Source organism: Paracoccus fistulariae (assembly GCF_028553785.1).
Classification (GTDB): Bacteria; Pseudomonadota; Alphaproteobacteria; order Rhodobacterales; family Rhodobacteraceae; genus Paracoccus; species Paracoccus fistulariae.
In genome coordinates this window covers 2062589-2083734 of record NZ_CP067136.1, presented here as the reverse complement: position 1 = coordinate 2083734, position 21146 = coordinate 2062589, and the positions used below count along the sequence as shown (strand labels likewise).

Below are 21146 nucleotides of genomic sequence, written 5' to 3'. Positions count from 1 at the left end.
CATTTGAGATGGGAACTGGTGACATTGGGTTCGAATAAGGCAAAGGAAAAGACAGACGGCATCCGCACCATGGAGGATTTCGCGGCCCATGTCGGGCTTTCGCGCCCGACAGTGTCGAAATACTTCAACGATCCCGCATCGGTTCGCGAAAAGACCCGCAAGCGGATCGAGAAGGCGATCACGGATTCCGGCTTTCGGCCCAATCTTTTCGCGGTCAATCTGAAACGCCAGCGCACCAAGATCCTTGGCGTTATCATCCCGAACGCCATCGACCCATTCTATATGGAATTGACCCGCCGGATCGAGGAAATCGCCACCGATGCCGGATATTTCGCCATCGTCCTCAGTTCGAACGGTCGCCCGGATCTTGAGGCCGAGGCGATTGAACGCTTTGAATCCATGAATGTCGCCGGCGCGATTGTCGCGCCTCTGGGCCAGTCGCGGGGGCAGTCCAAGCTGGATTCGCTGGCCAGCCGCGTTCCGCTGATCTACGTCGACGCCCCGGGGCAGGAGGGGATGCCCTATATCGGGACCGATAACAGCCAGAGCATGGGTCTGATCGTCGATTACCTCTGCCGTTCGGGGACGCCGCCCTGCTTTCTGGGGATGCCAGAGGTCAATCTGAACGCGCGTCAGCGGCGCAGGGCCTATGAAGAGGCGATGGACAGGGCGGGGCAGGAACCGCGCGTGCTGCCATCGGATCCCGTCGACAGCTGGGATTTCGAAGCTGTGGCCCATCGGCAGATGGCAAAGGCGCTGGCGGCGGGTCTGCCCTATTCCACGCTGCTCTGCGCCAATGACCGTCTGGCATTCGGCGCGCTGCTGGCCGCGTGGGAGGCCGGGATCAAGGTCGGTCGCGATCCCGGCAGCCGCCTGCGGATCGCGGGCCATGACGACCATCCGCTGGCGCGATATGCCTGTCCGCCCCTGACCACCGTGGCGCAGGATTACGCCGAAATTGCCCGGCTTGCCACCAACCGGCTGCTGGTGATGCTGGACGACAAGGCCCCGGCCACCACGGCCGAGGCGACCTCTGACGCGATATTGCTAAAAGCCAGCATCATGCTGCGCGCCTCGGCCTGATGCCTTTTCAGCCCAGCCGCGCCTGTATTTTCAGGCTTCCCGCAGGGGCATGGCTTCCCAGCACCTCTGCCACCTCGGCCAGGCTCAATTGATGAGAGATCAGCCCGGCAATGCCCGGCCCGAAACTGCGGATCGCCTCCAGCGCCTGCGGAATATTGCGGTTCAGCGAATGGGTGCCCTGCAGGCGCAATTGACGCCGGAAGATCTCGAACGGGCTGATCTGGATTTTCGCATCCGGGGGGCAGACGCCGAAGAACAGAAGGCTGCCGCCATCCGCCACGTAATCGGTCATTTGGGCGGCCACATCTATGCGCCCCGTGGCGTCGATGCAGATATCCATTCCCCGCCGCATCGCCGCCATCGCGGTGCTGCCGCTTTCCACCGCGTCGAAGCCAAAGGACCGCGCCAGATCCAGCCGCGCGGGATCGATATCGGCCAGCGCGATCCGCGTCAGACCGCGCGTCCGCAGCGCAATCGCCAGCAGAAGGCCGATGGGCCCGGCACCGATCACAAGCGCCTCATCCTGCGGGTTGGGTGCCAGCGCGGTGATGCCGTTCAGCACACAGCCCATCGGCTCGGCCAGGGCGGCCTGATCGAAGGGAAGATCGCCGATCCGGTGCAGGTTCCGCGCATCGACCGCGCTGAACTCGGCAAAGCCGCCATTTTGCGACACGCCATAGGCGCCCAGCAGGACACAAAGGTTGCGCTGCCCCCGCTGACAGGGTCGGCAGGTTCCGCAGGACAGGTTCGGATCGACCACCACCCGATCGCCGGGCGCAAAGCCCGATACCTTGTCGCCGACCGCCGTGACCACGCCCGCATATTCATGCCCCGGCACGACCGGAAAGGCGCCGCTGCCATAGCGCGCATGCATGACGTCGATATCGGTGTGACAGATGCCGCTGGAACGCACCTCTATCAGCACCTCATGCGCGGCGGGCTGAGGTTCCGGCAGGTCGGTCAGCGTCACATGGCCTTTGGACGGATAAGAAATCGCCTTCATCTGCGTGCCTTTCCTGTGCTCAGCTCATCCATTGGCCGCCATCGACATTATAGCATTGCGAGACGATGTAATTCGCCTCGTCCGAGGCCAGAAACACCGCCATCCCGGTCAGATCGTCCGGTGTGGCAAAGCGGCCAGCGGGCACGCCTGCTTCGACTTCGGCTTTTTTCTGGCCGGGTTCCTTGCCCTCCAGCCGCGCGAACATGGCATCGACATGTTGCCAATGTGCGCCATCGACCACGCCCGGCGCGATGGCGTTCACATTGATGCCATGCCGGATCAGGTTCAGCCCGGCCGATTGGGTCATGCTGATCACCGCCGCCTTGGTCGAGCAATAGACCAGCACCAGCGGTTCACCCCGCCTGCCGGCCTGACTGGCCATGTTGATGATCTTGCCGCCATGGCCCTGCGCGATCATCTGGCGCGCTGCCGCCTGCATGGTGAACAGCGTGCCCGCGACATTCACCGCATATAGCCTGTCATAGCTGTCGCGCGTGATATCGACGGTCTCCGCCGCGTCGAACAGGGCGGCATTGTTGATCAGGATATCCAGCTTGCCCGCGCGATCCACCACCGTGGCGATGGCCGCGTCGATGCTGTCCTGTCGGCTGACATCCAGTTCGACCGCATAGGCGGCGCCACCGATCTCTGCCGCGGTCGCCTGTGCCGCGTCCAGATTGATATCTGCAATGGCCACCGTCGCGCCTTCACGAAGATAGGCCTTGGCAAAGCCCTTGCCGATCCCTTGCGCGGCACCGGTGATCAGCGCGGATTTTCCGTCAAGGCGTTTCATGTCAGATCGACTCCATGGGGGATGCGGGCGTGGTGCCGGGATGTTCCGGGGGAGCATCGCCCGGCAAGGCCGGACGATGCTTCGGCAGGGAGGAGCTGTTACTTCGGATAGCCTGCGCGGGCCATTTCCCGTGCGGCGGTGGACTGCGCCGCTGCCAGCGCGTCTTCCGCCGACATCTGGCCCGCCAGCGCGGCCGAGATATTCTGCCCGACGCTGGTCCCGATGCCCTGGAATTCGGGGATCGAGACATATTGGATGCCGGAATAAGGCACCGGCACCGCCGTCGCGTCATCGGGATTGGCATTCTCGATCGCGCTCAGCACCGTGGCGGCAAAGGGGGCGGCATCGACGTAATTCTGGTTCTCATAGGTGGACTGGCGCGTTCCGGGCGGAACCGCGACCCAGCCTTTCTGCTCACCCACCAAAGTCACGTAGTCCTGACTGGTTGCCCAGGCCACGAAATCCTTGGCCACATCGACCTTTTTCGAACTGGCCGGGATGGCCAGCGACCAGGCCCAGAACCAGGCATTCCCCTTGTCGACCGAGGCAACCGGCGCGACGGTAAAGCCGACGCTGTCGGCGACCTGCGACTGGTTCGGGTCAAAGACGCGCCCCGCCGCCGAGGTCGCGTCGATCCAGATCGCGCATTTGCCGGTCTGGAACAGCGCCTGATTCTCGTTGAACCCGTTCGAGGTCGCGCCGGGCGGTCCGTAATTGGTCATCACGTCCAGATAATAGTTCAGCGCATCGGACCAGGGCTGCTGATCCAGCTGCGGCGTCCAGTTCTCGTCGAACCAGATCCCGCCATTGCTGTTCACCAGCGTGCCGAAGAAGGCCATGTTTTCGCCCCAGCCGGGTTTGCCGCGCAGGCAGATGCCATATTGTTCCTTGCCTTTGTCGGTCAGCTTGGCCGCGAATTCCGCGATCTGCGCATAGCTGGGCTGTTCCGGCATGGTCAGGCCCGCCGCCTCGAACAGATCCTTGCGGTACATGGTGAACGAGCTTTCGGCATAGAAAGGCAGCGCAAACAGCGTGCCGTCGCTGGACAGGCCCGCCCTGACCGCCGGGATCAGATCGTCATAGTCATAGCCCTCGATCCCGTCCAAAGGCGTCAGCCAACCCTGCTTGCCCCAGATCGGCGCCTCGTAAGAGCCGATGGTCATGATGTCATATTGGCCACCCTGCGTCGCGATATCGGTGGTCACCCGCTCTCGCAGGACGTTTTCTTCAAGGATGACCCAGTTGATCTTGTTGCCGGTCGCCTCTTCCCAGGTCGAGGACAACTCTTGCATGATGATCATATCGCCGTTGTTCACCGTGGCGATGGTAATATCCTCGGCCTGCGCCGCCAGACCGAACGCGGTCAAAGCAGACGCGCCAAGCAGCGCATTTCTGATAGACATAAAACTACCTCCCTTTTCCTCCGTGCCGATATTCTTGCGGCGAAGCCTTCTCACGTCAATAAAAATATTTACTCAAGTAAAATTTATGAACCGCGCGCAATCTTTGTGCGCGCGTAAGGGTGGCCTTGTCCGGCCGGGAAGACGGTCCGATGGGTAATGTCGCAAATCTGGCCGAAGCCGGTCGATCAGCCGAAGATGGTGGCCAGCTGTGCGTGAAAGGCTGACAGAAGCTGGTCGCGGCTGTGATCGGTCTGGCCGATCCCGTCTTGCATGAAGAACCGGAACAGGCCGTCCAGCATTGCGTATTTCAGCTCGACCTGCGCCGGATCGGCATTGCCCGCCTGCCTCATCGCGGTGGCCATGATGGCGATCAGCATCGCTTCAAGCTCATCGACGACGGGGCGGAAGGTTTCGTCGAACATGGCCTGGCTGCGGATGTCATACCACAGCCGATGCGCCATATCGTCATCGATGATCGAGGCGACCAGCACCTCGGCAAACGCATCGATCACCTGATCCCGGCCTGTCGTCTGTTCCAGCGCGGAGGCGATCTTCCGCACGAATTCGTGCTTGTAGATCTGGACGCAGTAAATGATCAGTTCCGACCGGTCTTCGAAATAATAGTGCAGCATCCCAAGCGAAAGATCGCATCTGTCGGCGATGTCGCGCAGCGACGTATTCGCATAGCCAAGCTCTTTCAGCGCTTCGATCGCGCTCGCTGCGATCTGGCGCTTCTTCGCGTCGCGTTTCGCGGTCTTCCGCTCGGCGCGTGCTTTCAGTTTGGCGGGCATTTCGTTCATGGCGACTGTCTGTAGCTTTTCATCTGCGGTTTCAAGATGCAGCCGGGACGACAACCTGCGGCTGAAGGGCAGTTTAACGAAATGCCGTAGCGTGACCAGAACAAAAAAACTAAACAACTGTATAGATTTTTGTGACAGAACGTGGAATTCAAGCTGTGGGAAGGCAGAATCGGGGGCCGCGTGCCGGTAAACCGATCAGTCACGGGGCAGGATCTTCGCTGCGGGCCGGAAGGCCCGTGGCGGTCTGACCCGACAGGGAGGAGGGAAGATGAAATATTCGGCACCATTCGATGTGTCCCGCCGCAGGTTTCTGAAATACGGCGTTTTCGGCACGGCGCTGCTGGCCGGTGGCGGCTATGCGGCGACCCGCATGACCGACGCGGGCATCGTGCCGCGCATCCCGGTGCTGAACCATCTTGATGCCGGGGGGCAAAGCGTCTTCGGCGCCGTCTCTGACGTCGTACTGGATGGCATGCTGCCCGAGGACGGCACCGAACGCCGCGCCGCCATCGACGATGTGCTGGTCGGGATCGACGGTCTGCTGAACGATCTGCCGGAAAGCAGCCGCAAGGAGGTCAAGGATCTTCTGGGCCTGCTGGCCATGGCGCCGACGCGCTTCATCCTGGGCGGGCGTTGGGGGAATTGGGACGCCGCCAGCCGTGATCAGGTGCGCAGCTATCTGGATGGGCTGGCATCTTCCCGGGCGGCGCTGAAACGCACGGCCTTTGTCGTGCTGCGCGATATGCCGACATCGGCCTTTTACGGCAGCAGACGCAGCTGGGAACTGATCGGCTATGACGGCCCGATGTTCGACAATGACGCATAAGGGAGGATGTGAGCATGAGCGCGCATGAGGTTCATGACGGCAGCAGGCTTGACGCCGATCTGACGCTTTCCGCAGATGTGGTGATCGTCGGATCCGGTGCTGGCGGAGGCTATGCCGCCGAGGTGCTGGCCACCTCTGGGCTGCGGGTGGTGCTGGTCGAGGCCGGGGGTTATCACACCGCCGAGACCTTCTCTCAGAATGAGAGCAAGGCCTATCCGATGCTGTACCAGGAGGCCGGGGCACAGCGCACCAAGGACAAGGGCGTCATCGTCTTTCAGGGGCGCTCGGTCGGCGGCTCGACCACGGTGAACTGGACCACCAGCTTTCGCACGCCCGACAACACACTGGCTTACTGGCAGGATGTGCATGGCGTCTCGGGGGCATCGGCCGAACAGATGGCCCCGCATTTCGAGGCGGTCGAAAAACGTCTGAATATCGCGCTGTGGGAGGATTTCGAGCCGAACCCCAATAATGCCGCGCTGAAACGCGGATGCGAGGCTTTGGGCTTTCACACCGGGATCATCAAGCGCAATGTCAAGTATTGCGGCAATACCGGGCTGTGCGGTCTGGGCTGTCCGCTGGATGCCAAGCAATCCATGCTGAACACGACCATTCCGGGCATGCTGGAGGCTGGCGGCGCGCTGGTCCATAATGCCGAGGCCGCGCGGATCGAACATGACGGCGCCCGCGCGCGGGCCGTGCTGTGCCGGGCGCTTGACGCGCGCGGCAATCCGACCGGGCGCAATATCCGGATCGAGGCGGGGCATGTGGTGGTGTCCTGCGGTTCGATCCGCAGCCCGGCGCTGATGATGCGCTCGGACATTCCCGATCCGTCCGGCATGCTGGGCAAGCGGACCTTCCTGCACCCGGTCAGCGCCTCGATGGCCATCATGGATGAGATCACCGAGCCCTATTACGGCGCGCCGCAATCGGCCTATTCCGACGAATTCCTGTGGCCCGCCGACGACCGCGTCGGCTTCAAGCTGGAAACCACCCCGCTGCAGCCGGTCTTTGCCGCCAGCGTGTTCGACAAGACGATGGGACAGGCCAGCGCGGCTTTCATGAAAGACCTGCCACGCATGCAATCCACCCTGGGCCTGCTGCGCGACGGTTTCCACGACGGTGCGGCGGGCGGCACCGTCGAACTGACCGGAGAGCGCGGCCAGACCGTCGATTACCCGATCACGGATTACCTGCGCGAAGGGCTGGTGCGCGCGCTTGAAACCGCGATCGAGGTGCAGTTCGCGGCCGGTGCGACGGCGGTTTACCCCTGGCACATCGCGACCCGCAGGCTGGAGAGCATGGACGCGGCCCGCGCCTGGCTGACACAGGCGGATATGGGGGTGATGAACCTGATGGTCGGATCTGCCCATGTCATGGGCGGCTGCATCATGGGGGACGATCCGGCGCGTTCTGTGGTCAATTCCGAAGGCGCGCATCACGTCATCGAAAACCTGTCGGTGTTTGACGGTTCGGTCTTTCCGACCTCGATCGGCGCGAACCCGCAGGAATCGATCTATGCAATGACCCTCAAGAATGCCGCTGCGCTGGCGGCGCAACTGTCCTGAAAAGATAGGTAACACAGGAGGGGATCCAGATGGACACCCGAGCCATGGCCGAGACTGCCGATCTGCATATCGCCTATGACCGCCTGCGCGCGGGATATGAGGCGGAAAGATTTCCCACGCTGGCCGTTCGCAAGGATCGCCTGAAGCGGCTGGAGAGGATGCTTGGCAAATACGAACATCCGCTGGTCCAGGCGATGAGCGATGATTTCGGGCACCGCTCGTCGCACGAATCCGCGATGTTCGATATTCTTCTGTCGATCAGCGAGATCCGCGATAACCGCCGCCACCTGCGCAAATGGATGGCGCCGCGTCGGGTCAGGACGCGGCTGCATTTCCTGCCCGCCAAAAGCCGCCTGATCCCGCAGCCGCTGGGCGTCGTCGGGGTGATGACGCCGTGGAATTTTCCTGTTTATCTGGCGATTGGCGGTATCGCGAATGCCTTTGCTGCGGGCAACCGGGCGCTGCTGAAGCCCAGCGAACTGGTTCCGGCCACCAATGCGGTTCTGGCCCGCGCATTCGCCGAGTTTTTCGCCCCCGAGGAAGTGGCGCTGGTCGAAGGTGGGGTCGAGGTGGCGCAGGCTTTCAGCGCGCTGCCCTTTGACCATATCATCTTCACAGGCTCGACGGCGGTGGGGCGCAAGGTGGCCGAAGCCGCGGCCCGCAACCTGACGCCGGTGACGCTGGAACTGGGGGGCAAATCGCCCGCGCTGGTGACCGGCTCTGCTGATATGGATCGCGCCGCGCAGTCCGTCGCGCATGGGCGTCTGGCCAATGCCGGGCAGGTCTGCATCGCGGCGGATTACGCGCTGGTGCCCGGCCCGCAAAGGGATGATTTCGTCACCAGCCTCAGCGCCGCGATGCGCAGGCTCTACCCTAGCTGGCAGGACAATCCGGACTATTCCTCGATCATCTCTGACCGGCATTTCGACCGTCTGCACGACCTTGTCGATGAGGCAGAGCAGATGGGAGCGACCGTGATCCGCCCGCATGGCGAGGGCCGCGACCGGTCCAACACCCGGCATTTCCCGCCGACAATTCTGGTCGATGCCCCCGCCGACGCGCGCGTCATGCAGGAAGAGATCTTCGGCCCGATCCTGCCCGTGGTCAGCTATGACGGGCTTGACGACGCCATCGCCCATGTCAATGCGGGCGAACGTCCGCTTGCGCTTTATCTCTTTGCCCGCGACCGGGGTGAGCGGGACAAGGTGCTTGCCGAGACGGTGTCCGGGGGTGTCGTCGTCAATGACTGTCTGTGGCATGTGCCCAATGACAGCCTGCCCTTTGGCGGCGTCGGCAGCAGCGGCATGGGCGCCTATCACGGTCAGGCCGGGTTCGACGCCATGTCGAAGCTGAAGCCGGTGATGTATCAGCGCAGGCTGCGTGCGACGAACCTGTTTTACCCGCCCTATGGCCGCGTGACGGATCTGCTGGGCAAGGTCATGCGACGGATCGTCTGAGCAGAAACACCGGGCGCTGCCTTTGGCAGGAAGGGGCGGCATCCCGCCGGGCTGAGCCGAAGCGACCGGCACGAATTTCAAGGGAGGAAAAGATGACGAAGCACTGGCTGAAATCCTATGATCCGGGCGTTCCGGCAGATATCGACCCCAAGGCCCATGCATCGGTGGTGGCCTTGTTCGAAAACGCCGCCGCGACCTATCGCGACAATGTGGCGCTGGAATGTTTTGGCCAGCGCATGACCTTCGCCGCGCTGGAGGAAAAGTCGCGCGCGGTTGCGGCCTATCTGCAAAACGAACTTGGCGTGAAGAAGGGCGACCGGGTTGCGCTGATGTCGCCGAATATCCTTGGCTTTCCGATTGCGATGATGGGCATCCTGCGGGCCGGGGCCTGTCAGGTGAACGTGAACCCGCTTTATACCCCGCGAGAGCTGGAGCATCAGCTGCAGGATTCAGGCGCGGAGACCATCGTGATCTTCTCCGGCTCGACCCCGGTTCTGGCCGAGATCATCGGCAATACCCCGGTCAAGCGCGTGATCACCATCGATCTGGCCGATGGTGGCGATCTGTCCCTGCCAAGTCCGGCGGTGGATGGGCGCCTGTCTGACACGATTGCCCTTGCCGATGTGCTGACAGCCGGGGCCGGCATGCCCCATGCCCCGGTCGATATCACCGGCGAGGATCTGTTGTTCCTGCAATATACCGGTGGCACCACGGGGCCGTCGAAAGGCGCCGTTCTAAACCACCGCAACCTTGTCGCGAATGTTGAGCAGTTCAAGGCTTTCATTCCCGATGCAGCGACCCCGGCAGGTGAGGTCGTCGTCGGCGCGCTGCCGCTGTATCACATCTTTGGACTGATGCTGATGCTGTCTTATGTCTCGGTGGGCGGCCGGATGATCCTGATCCCCAACCCGCGCGATATCGACGCCTTCCATGCCGCAATCAAGGATGCCGGAATTACGGTGTTCCCGGCGGTGAACACGCTTTTCGCCGGGCTCGCCCTGCATCCGGGGACGAAAGAGGTCGATTTCTCGCGGCTCAAGGTCTCGATCGGGGGTGGTGCGGCGATCATCGAAACCGTGTCGAAGAACTGGAAGGCGCTGACCGGCCAGCATATCACCGAAGGCTATGGCCTGTCCGAGACGTCTCCGCTGCTGACCATCGTGCCGCTTGGCGTCGCCGACTTCACCGGTTCCTGCGGGTTGCCGGTCTCATCGACGGATATCAAGCTGCTGGATGAAAACGATCAGATCGTGCCGCTGGGCGAGCGGGGCGAGATTTGCGCCGCAGGCCCGCAGGTGATGTCGGGCTATTGGAACAAGCCCGATGCCAACAAGGCCGCCTTTACCAGCGACGGATATTTCCGCACCGGCGATATCGGCGTGTTCGATGAACAGGGCTATCTTCGCATTGTGGACCGCAAGAAGGACATGATCATCGTGTCGGGCTTCAATGTCTTTCCCAATGAGATCGAGGCGGTCGTGACCGCTGTCGAAGGTGTCGCGGAATGCGCCTGTATCGGCATCCCGGATGAAAAGACCGGCGAGGCGATCAGCATATTCGTCGTGAAGAAGCCCGGCGCCCAGATCGGCAATGAGCAGATCACCGCGCATTGCCGAAAAGAGATGACGGCTTACAAAATGCCGCGCAAGATAACCTTTGTGGAGGAACTGCCCAAATCCGCCGTCGGCAAGATCCTGCGGCGCGAATTGCGCGATCACTGAAACCCGCGGCGGGCCCTGGCCCGGAATTGCGGGGACGGTGCCGGGGGACGGTCAAAGATGCGTGGCGTCCGGCGTCGGTCCGAAGATGTGTAACAAGGGGTAAGATATGAAGATAACCATCGAGATCGACTGCACCGCGCAGGAGGCCCGCGAAGTGATGGGCCTGCCCAATATTCAGGCCCTGCAGGATCAATGGCTGGAAAAGACCGGCGCGGCGATGATGGCCGACCCCGACAATTTCTCGCCCGAGGCGCTGATCCGCAGCTGGACCAAGGCCGCCGCGCCCGGCTTTGAGGCCATGCCAGAAATGTTTCAGGCCTTTCTGAGATCGGCCACCCCGGGACAGAAATGACGATCCCGACCGGGCCATCGCAGACCACGCGGTCACGCTGATCGGCCGAAAGCAGAAGTCACATAAACGGGCGCGATGTCCTCATCACGTCCGACAATGCAGAGGAGGAAGACCATGGCTGCTCCGGAAGGATATAACACCCAGACCATGTCCGATTTCATCGGTCAGGAATTTGCCAGCCCTGCCGCGATCCTGATCGATCAGGACCGGATCAACGGCTTTGCCGAGGCGACCGGCGACCATCAGTGGATCCATGTCGATGTCGAACGGGCCAGGAAGGAAAGCCCCTTCGGCGCCCCGATTGCGCATGGGTTTCTGACCCTGTCGCTGCTGGCGGCAGAGGCGATCAATTCGGGCGTCATCCCCGCGGATGCAAAGGCGGCCCTGAATTACGGGCTGGGCAAGGTGCGCTTTCTGGCCCCGGTCACTGCCGGATCGGAAGTGCGCGCCAGTTACAAGCTTGCCTCGGTCGAGGACAAGGGCAAGGGCCGCAGCCTTCTGACCATCGAAAGCACGCTGGGCGAGGCGGATGCCGACACGCCCGCCGTTGTGGCCGAACTGATGGCGATGGTCATTTCATAACCACATTACGGAGGCTCTGACATGCCCAAGAAAACCATGGAAACCTCGGCCGATATGGCCCGGGCAATGACCGAATTCTATGCCGCCTCGATGAAGCGGCCCGACCAGATCTTCACGGCCTATATGGGCTTTTTGCAGGACAGCTTTGGCGCGATGACCGGGCAGGCGGATATCCAGCCCGCGCGCGGCGACAAGCGTTTCAGCGATCCGATCTGGCAGACCAACCCGCTGTATAAGGCGGTGATGGTCAGCTACCTGTCCTGGTGCAATCACCTGAACGAATGGGTGGACGGGCTGGAGATCGAGGGCCGCACCAAGCTGCGCGCCAAGTTCCTGACCTCGCTGGTGACCGATACGATGGCGCCCACCAACATGCTGCTGGGCAATCCCGCAGCGCTGAAGGTGACGCTGGAAAAGGGCGGCAAGAACCTGCTGAGCGGTGCCAAGAACCTGATCGAGGACATGATCAACAATAACGGCCTGCCCTCGATGGTGGACAAGTCGAAGTTCAAGCTGGGCGAAAACCTGGGCGTGACCGAAGGCGCCGTCATCTATCGCGAGGATCTGCTGGAACTGATCCAGTACAAGCCGCAGACGGACAAGGTCTATAAGCGCCCCATCTTCATCGTGCCACCGCAGATCAACAAATACTACATCTGGGATCTGGCGCCGGGCCGGTCGGTGGTGGAATACCTGCTGGGGCAGGGCCATCAGGTCTTTATCGTCAGCTGGCGCAACCCGACCGAAGAGCAGGGCCATTGGGGCATGGATGATTATGTCCATGCGCTGGACCGCGCCACAGAGGTTGCCTGCGATATCGCGAATTCCAAGGATCTGAACATCGTTGGCGCCTGTTCGGGCGGCATCACCGCCTCGCTGCTGCTGGCCTATTGGGCCGCGCGGGGGAATACGCGCGCCAACAGCCATACCCAACTGGTCGCAATTCTGGATACCGCCGGGGCCAAGGACACGACCATGGGCCTGTTCGCCAATTTCGAGACGCTGGAACTGGCACGGATGTTTTCACGGGCGAAGGGTGTTCTGCCCGGCAAGGATCTGCAGAAAGCCTTCGCCTGGCTGCGGCCCAATGATCTGATCTGGGCCTATTGGGTCAATAATTACCTGCTGGGTAATGAAGCGCCCGCCTTTGATATCCTGTACTGGAATGCCGATACGACGAACCTGCCCGGCAAGCTGCATGGCGATATGATCAAGCTGATGGAGCAGGGCGGGATGAAAAAAGGCAATACCTGGCATGTCGACGATATCGAGATCGACCTGCAGATGGTGACCTGCGACAAGTTCATTCTTGGCGGCTCGACCGATCATATCACCCCATGGGAAGGGTGCTACACATCCATGCAAGGCTTCGGAGGTGACAATGAATTCGTTCTGTCGCAGTCTGGCCATGTTCAGGCGATCATCAACCCGCCGGGCAACCCCAAGGCGCGCTACATGACCAATACCGGCGATCACGACAGTCCCGAGGCCTTTCTGGAAGGCGCAGAGAAGAACGAGGGTTCGTGGTGGGAATATTGGGCCAAATGGCTTGAAGCGCGGGCCGGAGATCAGAAGGCGGCGCCAAAATCGCTGGGCAACAAGGCGCATCAGCCGCTGATCGACGCGCCGGGCACCTATTCGTTGGAAAGCGCCTGAGGACAGCACTGCATGAAAATCGAACCACAGATCGTTTCGGCCATGGGCCAGGACTGGAATGTCGCTGTTCTGGGCGATGACGATGCCGACCGCACCTTGCTGCTGTGCAACGGCATCGGTGCCAGTCTGGACACGGTCGGGCCATTTGTCAGGCATTTCAAACGCACCCGGCTGGTTGTCTTTGACGTGCCGGGGGTCGGTGGTTCGCCCACGCCGGTGCTGCCCTATCGCTTTGCCAATCTGTCTCGGATGCTGGCCAGGGTTCTGGATCAGCTTGGCATTGGCAAGGTTGACGTCTTCGGCGTCTCGTGGGGTGGCGCGCTGGCGCAGCAATTCGTGCATGATCACCAGCCGCGCTGCCGCTCGATGACATTGGCGGCGACGACGGCGGGGGCGATCATGGTGCCGGGCAGGCTTGGCGTGATCAAGAAGATGGCGACGCCCAAGCGCTATACCGACCCCGATTACCTGTTTTCCATCGCCAAGGATATCTACGGCGGCGGGATCGCGTTCGAGCAGGAATTGCTGAAAGAGCACACGCTGGCAATGCAGGCCGGCGATACACGCGGCTATATCTATCAGCTGTTGGCGGCCTCGGGCTGGACCAGCTATCTGTGGCTGCGCCAGATCCGGATCCCCGCGCTGATCCTGATGGGCAGGGACGATCCGCTGGTGCCGCCGGTCAACGGCCGCATTCTGGCGCGCCGCCTGCCCAATGCCACGCTGGAAACGGTAGATTGCGGGCATCTGTTCATGCTGACCCAGGCCGAGCGGATCGCCGACCGGGTCGAGGCGTTCATTCACGGCGACACGATGCAAGAGGACGCCAAGGCGGTCGGGTGAGGGCCAGAGCATGCGCAAGCCCAGGGTCCTTGACGCGCCGGTCGCCCGCGTGAATGAGGCGCCGGACAATGCCAGATCCGTTCGACGCACCGCGACGGGCATTCTGTGCGCTTTGCTGGTCGTGTTCATCGCCACCTCGATCCCCGATGATCCGCCGGTCTGGATCCTCTTCATCCGTGCCATGGCCGAGGCGGGCATGATCGGCGGGCTGGCCGACTGGTTCGCGGTCGAGGCGCTGTTCCGGCGCCCGCTGGGCCTGCCCATCCCGCATACCGCGCTGCTGCCGACAAACCAGAAACGCGCGGCCAGGAATATCGCGCGCTTCATCGACGAATATTTCATGGTTCCGGGTCAGCTTGTCGCGCAGATCCGCGCCGTCGATCCCCTGCAGAAGGTGATCGATTGGCTGAAACAGCGCGAAAACGCCCGCATTGTCGGGGACGAGATCTCATGGGCGGTTCGCATGCTGCTGTCGGCGCAACTGGATCGGGGCGTGCCCGCGCCGGTGCGGCAGCTGATCTCGGACACATTGCGTCGGGTGGCGGCGTCGGAACAACTGGAGGATCAGGTCGCCGCCCTTCTGAAAAGCTCGCTTGAGGGCGAGGTGCTGGACGCCGTGCTGCTGCAGGTCCGCAAGGCGATCGACGAAAACCGTACCGAGATCGTCCGGCTGGTTCAGGATCGCAGCCGCTGGTGGATCGCCAAGGGGGTGGACCGGCAGATGGCCGCCCTGCTGGTCGACGGCGTGCTGTCGGTGCTGGATGAGCTTGGCGATCCGTCCTCGCCGCGGCGGGCGGGCTTTGCCCGCTCGGTCTCGAAGATCATTGACCGGTTCCGCGAGGATCGCATGATCTCGAAGCTGATCGAGGAGAGCCTGAAAGGCCGCGAAGGGTCCGACCGGTTCATGCGTGCGGTCGATGACCTGATGCAGGCGGTGCTGGCAGAGATCGACCGGCAGGCCACGCGCGACCCGGACGGGTTCTCGGATGCGATGGCCGATGCGATCCAGGATATCGCGCGCTATCTGGACGAAAACGACGCCGCGCGCGAAGCGATGTCCGGCCGGCTGGAAACCGCGCTGGTGACCGTGCTGGACGCGCTGCGCGATCCGGTGCGGGACTACATCGCGCAGACGATCATCGACTGGGACAGCGACGCGCTGGTCACCCGGATCGAATCGGAAGTGGGCCGCGACCTGCAGTTCATTCGCATCAACGGATCCGTTCTGGGCGCGCTTCTGGGCGGTTTTTTCTTCCTGATCGGGCGTTACGTGCTGTAAAAACGCAAAGTGTCGCTGCGTCGCAGCATTTTCTATGTTGCAGCGCAGCATTTCCATCCTATTTCTTGGGCATGAGCGAAAGAGGAAGGATGAAAACCATGACCAAGAAGACCGAAACCAAGCAAGCCGAAACCGTCGTCGAAAACAAAGCGACCGGCGAAGCAATTGAAAAAGTGACCGGCAAAGTGGCCGAAACCGGCAAGGCTGTCAGCGGCCTGTTCTCGGCGCTGACCACCGGCACCCGCACCGCGCTGGAAGGCGTGATCGCCGTTGACAAGACGCTGCTGGGCTATGTTGGCGAAGCCGCGAAAAGCTATGCCAAGCTGGGCCGCCAAAGCTTCCAGGCCTCCAGCATGAGCGAGCTGTTCGACCTGCACGTCGCCCACGCCCATGACCGCATCGAACAGAACGCCGCCAATACGCGTGAAGTTCTGGACCTGGCGCAGACCAAGGCGAAAGAAGCCTATGCCCCGATCCAGGAGGTCGTGTCGGCCTATCTGCCTGAAAAGAAAACCGCGGCCTGATTAGCCTGACCGCGATGAAAAAGGGGCACCCTCGGCTTGTCCGGTGGTGCCTTTTTCTATGGGCTGCGCGGCGTGACGCCGCCGTGACGGCACCGGCCTGCCGAAGCCTTAAGACATGATCAGCCCCCCATCCACATTGATCGTCTGGCCGGTGATGTAATCCGCATCCTGACTGGCCAGAAAGGCGACAAGCCCCGCGACATCCTTTCCTTCACCCGCGCGTTTCATCGGGATGTTCTGGACCCAGCTTTCCATCAATTCGCCCGGACCGTAATCGCCCAGCATCCGGCCCCAGACCCGGTCGTTATAATCCCACATTTCGGTCCTGATGATGCCCGGGCAGATGGCGTTCACGGTGATGCCATCCAGGGCCACCTCTTTCGCAAGGCTTTGGGTCAGGCCCATCACCCCGAATTTCGAGGCCGCATAATGCGGCGTGTAGATGAACCCGTCGCGGGCCTGCCCGGAGGCGGTATTGATCAGCTTTCCGCCCCGGCCCTGCGCGCGCATCCGGCGGATGGCCTCTTGGCAGCACAGGAAGACGCCCTTGGTGTTGACCGACATCGTGGCGTCCCATTCGGCCTGCGTCAGATCCTCGACCTTGGCGATGGTGATGATGCCGGCGTTCTGGATGGAGATATCGACGCCGCCAAAGCGGTCGCTGGCGACATCATACAGCGCCCGGACCTGCGCGATATCCGTCACGTCGCAAAGAACGCCCGCCGCCTCTGCCCCGCTGCTGCGCAGGCTTTCGGCGGCCTCATGGACCTGATCTTCGACCGAGGCAATGACGATCCGGGCGCCCTCGGCGGCAAAGCGTTCGGCCATGGCAAAGCCGATCCCCTTATTGCCGCCTGTGATCACAACAGTCTTTCCGGTAAAGCGCTTGTCCATGACGTTTCCTTTTGCGTATGTGCGGATCTAGGTTGATACCAGCCGTTCGGCGGTGAATCTGTCGGTGATCAGCAGGTCGATCACCCCGGTGCGCAATGCCCCGCGAATGGCAGCGGTCTTTGACTGGCCGCCCGCCAGCGCAATGACACGGTCAACATGGGACATTTCCTCCAGCGTCATCCCGATCACGCGATCATCCAGCGGCGTTTTCACGAAGCGGCCGTTTTCATCGAAAAAGCGCAGGCTCATATCGCCGACGCCGCCCGCCTCGGCGATATCGGCCAGTTCGCGGGACGAAAACACATTGCCGCTGCGGGCCAGCATGGCAGATGGCTCCATCGCGCCGATGCCGACGATGGACAGGGTGACCTTGCCGAACAGATCCATGGTTTCGCGGACATAGGTGTCGCCCAGCAGAACCAGCTTGGCCTCGCGCGATTGCGCCACGCCCGGCGCGCTTAGCAGATGCGCTTCGGCGCCGGTCAGCTTGGCAAGCCGGGTCGTCAGCTGGTTGGCATGGATCTGCACCGTCGGATCGCCCATCCCGCCCAGCGTCTGCACGACGCAGCGTGCCTTGCCGTTCTTCATTGGGTGGATGTTATCGACCATGCGCAGGATGGTTTCCGACCAGCTGGAAACGCCGATGATCTCGCCGCTTTGCAACGTGGCTTCAAGGAAATGGGCGGCGGCCTCACCGATCCGGGCCATGATGGCGCTGTCGCGATCTTCGGTACATTCGACGATGATCGCCTCGGGCAGGTCGAATGTCGCCCGCAGCTCTGCCTCCAATTCGGTATAGGTGCCAGAGGGAGAGACGACGGTGGTGCGCACGATCTCTTCTTCCTGCGCGCGTTTCAGCATGCGCGACACCGTGGCCTGCGAAATGCGCAAATGCCCGGCGATATCGGCCTGTCTTTGTCCTTCCACATGATACATCTGTGCGACGCGTGCGATCATTCTGAGTTCATTCAATCGAGCCATGGCCCCGCCCCTGTGTAGTGCATAATTATTCACTACACTTGCGCCACGGTGCGGGCAATCGCCTTCCTCCATGCGGTCAGGTTGGCATCCCGTTGCGCCGGGGGCATGGACGGCTTCAGTGGCGCGTCGTGATTGGCCAGCGATGCAATCGCATCCAGATCGGGCCAGAAACCTGTCGCCAGCCCGGCCAGATGCGCGGCGCCGATGGCCGAGGCCTCGCTGTTCCGGCAGGGGATCACCGGGTGATCCAGATAGTCCGATACCATCTGCATCAGATATCGATTCCTGCTTGGACCACCATCGACGAACAACCGGCCAATGCCCTTGGCGATGCGCTGCATGATGGCAAAGACGTCCTGAACCTGAAGCGCCATGCTTTCGGCCGAGGCGCGCGCGATATGCGCGGGGGTGGCGCCAAAGGACAGTCCGCAGATCAGGCCGCGCGCCTCGGCCGCCCAATGCGGCGCGCCAAGCCCGACATGGGCAGGCACCAGCGAGACACCCCCGCTATCATCCACCGTCTGCGCCAGCCGCAGCAGATCGTCGACATCGGACAGGCCCAGCAATCTGGCCGTCCAGGGCAGGATCGAGGCGCTGACCAGAATATTGCCTTCGAAGGCATAGACCGGCTGACCGTTCAGCGACCAGGCGATGGTGGTCGTGATGCCCGCAGGCGGAACGATGAATTCGGGAATGGTCGTCATCACCGAAGAGCCGGTGCCGAAGGTGATCTTGCCGTCGCCTTTGTCAAACGCGCCATGACCGAACAGCGCGGCATGGGAATCACCGATGGCCGAGGCGATCGGGATGCCGTCAGGGATGCCCTCGACGCCTCGGGTGGTCCCAAAGACATGGGCGGAATCCTGCACCTGCGGCAGCATGGACGGGTCGATGCCGAACAGGCTGCAAAGCTGGTGATCCCAGCGGTTCTGGGCCAGATTGAACAGCTGCGTGCGTGCCGCGTTGGACCGGTCGGTGGCGTGTACCCTGCCGCCCGAGAATTTCCAGATCAGCCAGCTATCCACGGTGCCGATGCAGATATCGCGCTGAGAATCCCCGTAATGTTCCAGCAGCCAGGCGGCCTTGGTCGGCGGAAACAGCGGATCCAGCGGCAGGCCGGTCCGTGCGATCACCTCTGGCTCATGCCCTGCATGCCGCAGCGCCTCGCAGGCGGGGGCGGTGCGGCGGCATTGCCAGGTGATGACCGGGCCAAGCGGCGCGCCGCTGCGGCGGTCCCAGATCAGGACGGATTCGCGCTGGTTGGAAATGCCAAGCGCGACGATGCGACTGTCCGGGGCGTGCGCCAGACAGGCTTTCACCGCCTGCAGGGTCGCGTCCCAGATCTCCATCGCATCCTGCTGCACCCAGCCGGGTTGGGGATGCTGGATGGGGACGGGCGCAGAGCCGCTGGCGATGATGCTGCCCGATTGCGACAGCAGCACGGCCTTGGAATTGGTCGTGCCTTCATCGATCGCCAGAACAGCCTGCTGCGCCATGATCCTATCCCTTTCTTGTCAGCAATTCCGCCGCGCTGTCCGCAATGGCGTCCGGCGACATGCCAAAATCGTCCAGCAGGGCATTGGCCGAGGCTGTATGCGCAAAGACACCCGGAACGCCAAGCCGGGTCATCGGCACCGGGTGGTGATCGACGATCACCTCGGCCACGGCGCTGCCCAGCCCGCCGAAGGTGGTATGTTCCTCGCAGGTCAGGATGGCGCCGGTGTCGCGGGCGGCGGTCAGGATGGCGTCCTGGTCGATCGGGCGGACACTGGCCATATTCAGCACCCGGGCCTGAATCCCGCGCTGTTCCAGCAGGCTGGCCGCGATCATGGCGCGATGGCTGAGGACGCCATTGGCGATGAGGGTGACATCATCCCCGTCGCGCAGGATATTGGCCTTGCCCAGTTCGAAGACATGATCTTCGGGCAGCAGGTCGGGTACGCCCACGCGGCTGAGGCGCAAAAAGCAGCCGCCGTCATGTTCCGCCGCCCATTTCACCGCCGCCGCCGTTTCGATCCGGTCCGCAGGTGCGATGACCGGCACATTCGGCAGCGCCCGGATCCAGGCGAAATCCTCGATCGAATGGTGGGTCGGGCCAAGTTCGCCATAGGCCATGCCGGAACTGATGCCGACAAGTTTCACATTGGTCTGTGAATAGGCGACATCCGCCTTGATCTGTTCCAGAGCCCGGCCCGTCAGAAAGGGCGAGGCCGCGCAGACGAAGGGGATCTTGCCGCTATTGGCAAGCCCCGCGCCGACGCCGACCATATTCTGTTCCGCAATCCCGACATTGATCAGCCGTTGCGGAAATTTATCGCGAAATCCGCCCAGCTTGGACGAGCCGACCGAATCGTTGCAGACGGCGACGATGGCGTGGTTTTCCGCCGCCAGATCTTCCAGCATGGCGGTAAAGGCATCGCGGCAATCATGCAGTTTTGCGGTTTCGAAGGGCATATTCATCCTGCGGCCTCCTCCAGCTCGGCCATGGCCTGTTTATACTGTTCTTCATTCGGCACCTTGTGATGCCAGGCGACATTGTCGGTCATGAAGGAAATGCCCTGACCCTTGTTGGTATGGGCGACGATGCATTTCGGCCTGCCCGCCACCACCGTCTGCGGCGACAGTGCGTGACAGATCTGCGCCATATCGTGTCCGTCGATCTCATCGACTGCCCAGCCAAAGGCCTCCAGCTTGGGGCGCAGCGGGGCCAGATCGTTGGTTTCGGCCAGCCGGGCACCCTGTTGCAGACGGTTATGGTCGATGATCAGGGTCAGGTTATCCAGCTTGAACTGCGCCGCTGCCATGATCGCTTCCCAGTTAGAGCCCTCTTGCATCTCGCCATCGCCGGTAATGACGAAGGTGCGCCATGCCGCGCCGTCCAGCTTGGCGCCTGTCGCCATGCCAACCCCGACCGGCAGGCCGTGACCCAGCGGGCCGGTATTGGTTTCGACACCGGGCACCTTGACCCGATTCGGGTGGCCGTTCAGGCGCGAATTCGGCCTGAGAAAGGTCGAAATCTCTTCCTTCGGGATGAACCCTTTTTCGGACAGCACGACATACAGCGCCAGCGCGGTGTGCCCTTTGCTGAGAACCAGCCGGTCCCGGTCAGGATCCATCGGGGCCTGCGGATCGATGGACATGGTGTGGAAATAAAGCGCGGTCAGCAGGTCGGTCACTGACATTTCGCCGCCGATATGCCCGGCACCTGCTTCGTAGACGGCCTGAAGATCACGGCGCCGGATGCGGTTGGCGACAGCGCGGAGTTCCTGTGGTTCCATGATGTCCTCTGGATAAATATTCTGATAACAGTAAATATACCATTAGAGCCCCTGTCAAGTTGTGCCTGCCGGGGCACTGGAAATTTAATTTGCCGAGCTGTAA

General features: G+C 62.2%; 20 protein-coding genes. 11 read left to right on the top strand and 9 right to left on the bottom strand.

The window, feature by feature from the left end:
- Positions 1-18: 18 nt before the first annotated feature.
- Complete coding sequence (locus JHX87_RS10250; protein WP_271885128.1) at positions 19-1083, top strand: LacI family DNA-binding transcriptional regulator; 1065 nt, start codon at positions 19-21, stop codon at positions 1081-1083.
- Between the two features lie 7 nt (positions 1084-1090).
- On the opposite strand, the gene JHX87_RS10245 is transcribed toward JHX87_RS10250, so the two are convergent.
- From JHX87_RS10245 to JHX87_RS10230, 4 genes are all read right to left on the bottom strand, one after another.
- Entirely contained in the window at positions 1091-2086 is a 996-nt protein-coding gene (locus JHX87_RS10245; RefSeq protein WP_271885130.1) for a zinc-dependent alcohol dehydrogenase family protein, read from the bottom strand.
- 19 nt (positions 2087-2105) lie between these two features.
- Positions 2106-2879 carry an L-iditol 2-dehydrogenase gene (locus tag JHX87_RS10240; protein WP_271885132.1) on the bottom strand — a complete coding sequence of 258 codons (774 nt, stop codon included), beginning with the start codon at positions 2877-2879 and terminating at the stop codon, positions 2106-2108.
- A gap of 98 nt (positions 2880-2977) precedes the next feature.
- Complete coding sequence (locus JHX87_RS10235) at positions 2978-4282, bottom strand: ABC transporter substrate-binding protein (RefSeq protein ID WP_271885134.1); 1305 nt, start codon at positions 4280-4282, stop codon at positions 2978-2980.
- A gap of 185 nt (positions 4283-4467) precedes the next feature.
- Positions 4468-5082: a TetR/AcrR family transcriptional regulator gene (locus JHX87_RS10230; protein WP_271885136.1), complete on the bottom strand. Its 615-nt coding sequence runs from the start codon at positions 5080-5082 to the stop codon at positions 4468-4470.
- Positions 5083-5350: 268 nt separating this feature from the next.
- Here JHX87_RS10230 and JHX87_RS10225 point away from each other — a divergent pair, with 268 nt between their 5' ends.
- The 10 genes from JHX87_RS10225 (at position 5351) to JHX87_RS10180 (ending at position 15890) form a co-directional block, all read left to right on the top strand.
- A complete protein-coding gene (locus JHX87_RS10225) occupies positions 5351-5908 on the top strand; it encodes a hypothetical protein (RefSeq protein WP_271885138.1) in 558 nt (185 codons plus the stop codon).
- 14 nt (positions 5909-5922) lie between these two features.
- Positions 5923-7476 carry a GMC family oxidoreductase gene (locus JHX87_RS10220; protein WP_271885140.1) on the top strand — a complete coding sequence of 518 codons (1554 nt, stop codon included), beginning with the start codon at positions 5923-5925 and terminating at the stop codon, positions 7474-7476.
- Positions 7477-7505: 29 nt separating this feature from the next.
- The gene (locus tag JHX87_RS10215) at positions 7506-8933 is read left to right on the top strand and encodes a coniferyl aldehyde dehydrogenase (protein WP_271885142.1); all 1428 of its coding nucleotides are present in this window, start codon (positions 7506-7508) and stop codon (positions 8931-8933) included.
- Positions 8934-9025: 92 nt separating this feature from the next.
- Complete coding sequence (locus JHX87_RS10210; protein ID WP_271885144.1) at positions 9026-10654, top strand: AMP-binding protein; 1629 nt, start codon at positions 9026-9028, stop codon at positions 10652-10654.
- A gap of 106 nt (positions 10655-10760) precedes the next feature.
- The gene (locus tag JHX87_RS10205; RefSeq protein ID WP_271885146.1) at positions 10761-11006 is read left to right on the top strand and encodes a DUF6489 family protein; all 246 of its coding nucleotides are present in this window, start codon (positions 10761-10763) and stop codon (positions 11004-11006) included.
- Between the two features lie 114 nt (positions 11007-11120).
- Positions 11121-11588: a MaoC family dehydratase gene (locus JHX87_RS10200; protein WP_271885148.1), complete on the top strand. Its 468-nt coding sequence runs from the start codon at positions 11121-11123 to the stop codon at positions 11586-11588.
- 21 nt (positions 11589-11609) lie between these two features.
- Positions 11610-13244, top strand: coding sequence for an alpha/beta fold hydrolase (locus JHX87_RS10195; protein WP_271885150.1), 1635 nt, complete (start codon positions 11610-11612; stop codon positions 13242-13244).
- Positions 13245-13256: 12 nt separating this feature from the next.
- The gene (gene phaZ / locus JHX87_RS10190) at positions 13257-14087 is read left to right on the top strand and encodes a poly(3-hydroxyalkanoate) depolymerase (protein ID WP_271885152.1); all 831 of its coding nucleotides are present in this window, start codon (positions 13257-13259) and stop codon (positions 14085-14087) included.
- A gap of 10 nt (positions 14088-14097) precedes the next feature.
- The gene (locus JHX87_RS10185; RefSeq protein WP_271885154.1) at positions 14098-15366 is read left to right on the top strand and encodes a DUF445 domain-containing protein; all 1269 of its coding nucleotides are present in this window, start codon (positions 14098-14100) and stop codon (positions 15364-15366) included.
- A gap of 98 nt (positions 15367-15464) precedes the next feature.
- Positions 15465-15890, top strand: coding sequence for a phasin family protein (locus JHX87_RS10180; protein ID WP_272833667.1), 426 nt, complete (start codon positions 15465-15467; stop codon positions 15888-15890).
- A gap of 108 nt (positions 15891-15998) precedes the next feature.
- On the opposite strand, the gene JHX87_RS10175 is transcribed toward JHX87_RS10180, so the two are convergent.
- From JHX87_RS10175 to JHX87_RS10155, 5 genes are read right to left on the bottom strand one after another with little or no spacing between them, the layout of a single operon-like run.
- Positions 15999-16784: an SDR family oxidoreductase gene (locus tag JHX87_RS10175; protein ID WP_271885156.1), complete on the bottom strand. Its 786-nt coding sequence runs from the start codon at positions 16782-16784 to the stop codon at positions 15999-16001.
- Between the two features lie 27 nt (positions 16785-16811).
- The gene (locus JHX87_RS10170; protein WP_271885158.1) at positions 16812-17741 is read right to left on the bottom strand and encodes a sugar-binding transcriptional regulator; all 930 of its coding nucleotides are present in this window, start codon (positions 17739-17741) and stop codon (positions 16812-16814) included.
- Between the two features lie 56 nt (positions 17742-17797).
- Entirely contained in the window at positions 17798-19261 is a 1464-nt protein-coding gene (locus JHX87_RS10165) for an FGGY family carbohydrate kinase (RefSeq protein WP_271885160.1), read from the bottom strand.
- A 4-nt stretch (positions 19262-19265) separates the two neighbouring features.
- Positions 19266-20225: a transketolase family protein gene (locus JHX87_RS10160; protein WP_271885162.1), complete on the bottom strand. Its 960-nt coding sequence runs from the start codon at positions 20223-20225 to the stop codon at positions 19266-19268.
- The gene (locus JHX87_RS10155; RefSeq protein ID WP_271885164.1) at positions 20222-21043 is read right to left on the bottom strand and encodes a transketolase; all 822 of its coding nucleotides are present in this window, start codon (positions 21041-21043) and stop codon (positions 20222-20224) included. Before JHX87_RS10155 ends, JHX87_RS10160 begins: the two co-directional genes overlap by 4 nt.
- Positions 21044-21146: the final 103 nt, after the last annotated feature.

Coding starts and splice junctions, on each gene's coding strand:
- JHX87_RS10230 (WP_271885136.1), bottom strand. CDS start 5,082: ATGAACGAAATGCCCGCCAAACTGAAAGCACGCGCCGAGCGGAAGACC.
- JHX87_RS10210 (WP_271885144.1), top strand. CDS start 9,026: ATGACGAAGCACTGGCTGAAATCCTATGATCCGGGCGTTCCGGCAGAT.
- JHX87_RS10180 (WP_272833667.1), top strand. CDS start 15,465: ATGACCAAGAAGACCGAAACCAAGCAAGCCGAAACCGTCGTCGAAAAC.
- JHX87_RS10215 (WP_271885142.1), top strand. CDS start 7,506: ATGGACACCCGAGCCATGGCCGAGACTGCCGATCTGCATATCGCCTAT.
- JHX87_RS10185 (WP_271885154.1), top strand. CDS start 14,098: ATGCGCAAGCCCAGGGTCCTTGACGCGCCGGTCGCCCGCGTGAATGAG.
- JHX87_RS10235 (WP_271885134.1), bottom strand. CDS start 4,282: ATGTCTATCAGAAATGCGCTGCTTGGCGCGTCTGCTTTGACCGCGTTC.
- JHX87_RS10220 (WP_271885140.1), top strand. CDS start 5,923: ATGAGCGCGCATGAGGTTCATGACGGCAGCAGGCTTGACGCCGATCTG.
- JHX87_RS10170 (WP_271885158.1), bottom strand. CDS start 17,741: ATGATCGCACGCGTCGCACAGATGTATCATGTGGAAGGACAAAGACAG.
- JHX87_RS10175 (WP_271885156.1), bottom strand. CDS start 16,784: ATGGACAAGCGCTTTACCGGAAAGACTGTTGTGATCACAGGCGGCAAT.
- JHX87_RS10195 (WP_271885150.1), top strand. CDS start 11,610: ATGCCCAAGAAAACCATGGAAACCTCGGCCGATATGGCCCGGGCAATG.
- JHX87_RS10245 (WP_271885130.1), bottom strand. CDS start 2,086: ATGAAGGCGATTTCTTATCCGTCCAAAGGCCATGTGACGCTGACCGAC.
- JHX87_RS10205 (WP_271885146.1), top strand. CDS start 10,761: ATGAAGATAACCATCGAGATCGACTGCACCGCGCAGGAGGCCCGCGAA.
- JHX87_RS10160 (WP_271885162.1), bottom strand. CDS start 20,225: ATGAATATGCCCTTCGAAACCGCAAAACTGCATGATTGCCGCGATGCC.
- JHX87_RS10200 (WP_271885148.1), top strand. CDS start 11,121: ATGGCTGCTCCGGAAGGATATAACACCCAGACCATGTCCGATTTCATC.
- phaZ (WP_271885152.1), top strand. CDS start 13,257: ATGAAAATCGAACCACAGATCGTTTCGGCCATGGGCCAGGACTGGAAT.
- JHX87_RS10165 (WP_271885160.1), bottom strand. CDS start 19,261: ATGGCGCAGCAGGCTGTTCTGGCGATCGATGAAGGCACGACCAATTCC.
- JHX87_RS10155 (WP_271885164.1), bottom strand. CDS start 21,043: ATGGAACCACAGGAACTCCGCGCTGTCGCCAACCGCATCCGGCGCCGT.
- JHX87_RS10225 (WP_271885138.1), top strand. CDS start 5,351: ATGAAATATTCGGCACCATTCGATGTGTCCCGCCGCAGGTTTCTGAAA.
- JHX87_RS10240 (WP_271885132.1), bottom strand. CDS start 2,879: ATGAAACGCCTTGACGGAAAATCCGCGCTGATCACCGGTGCCGCGCAA.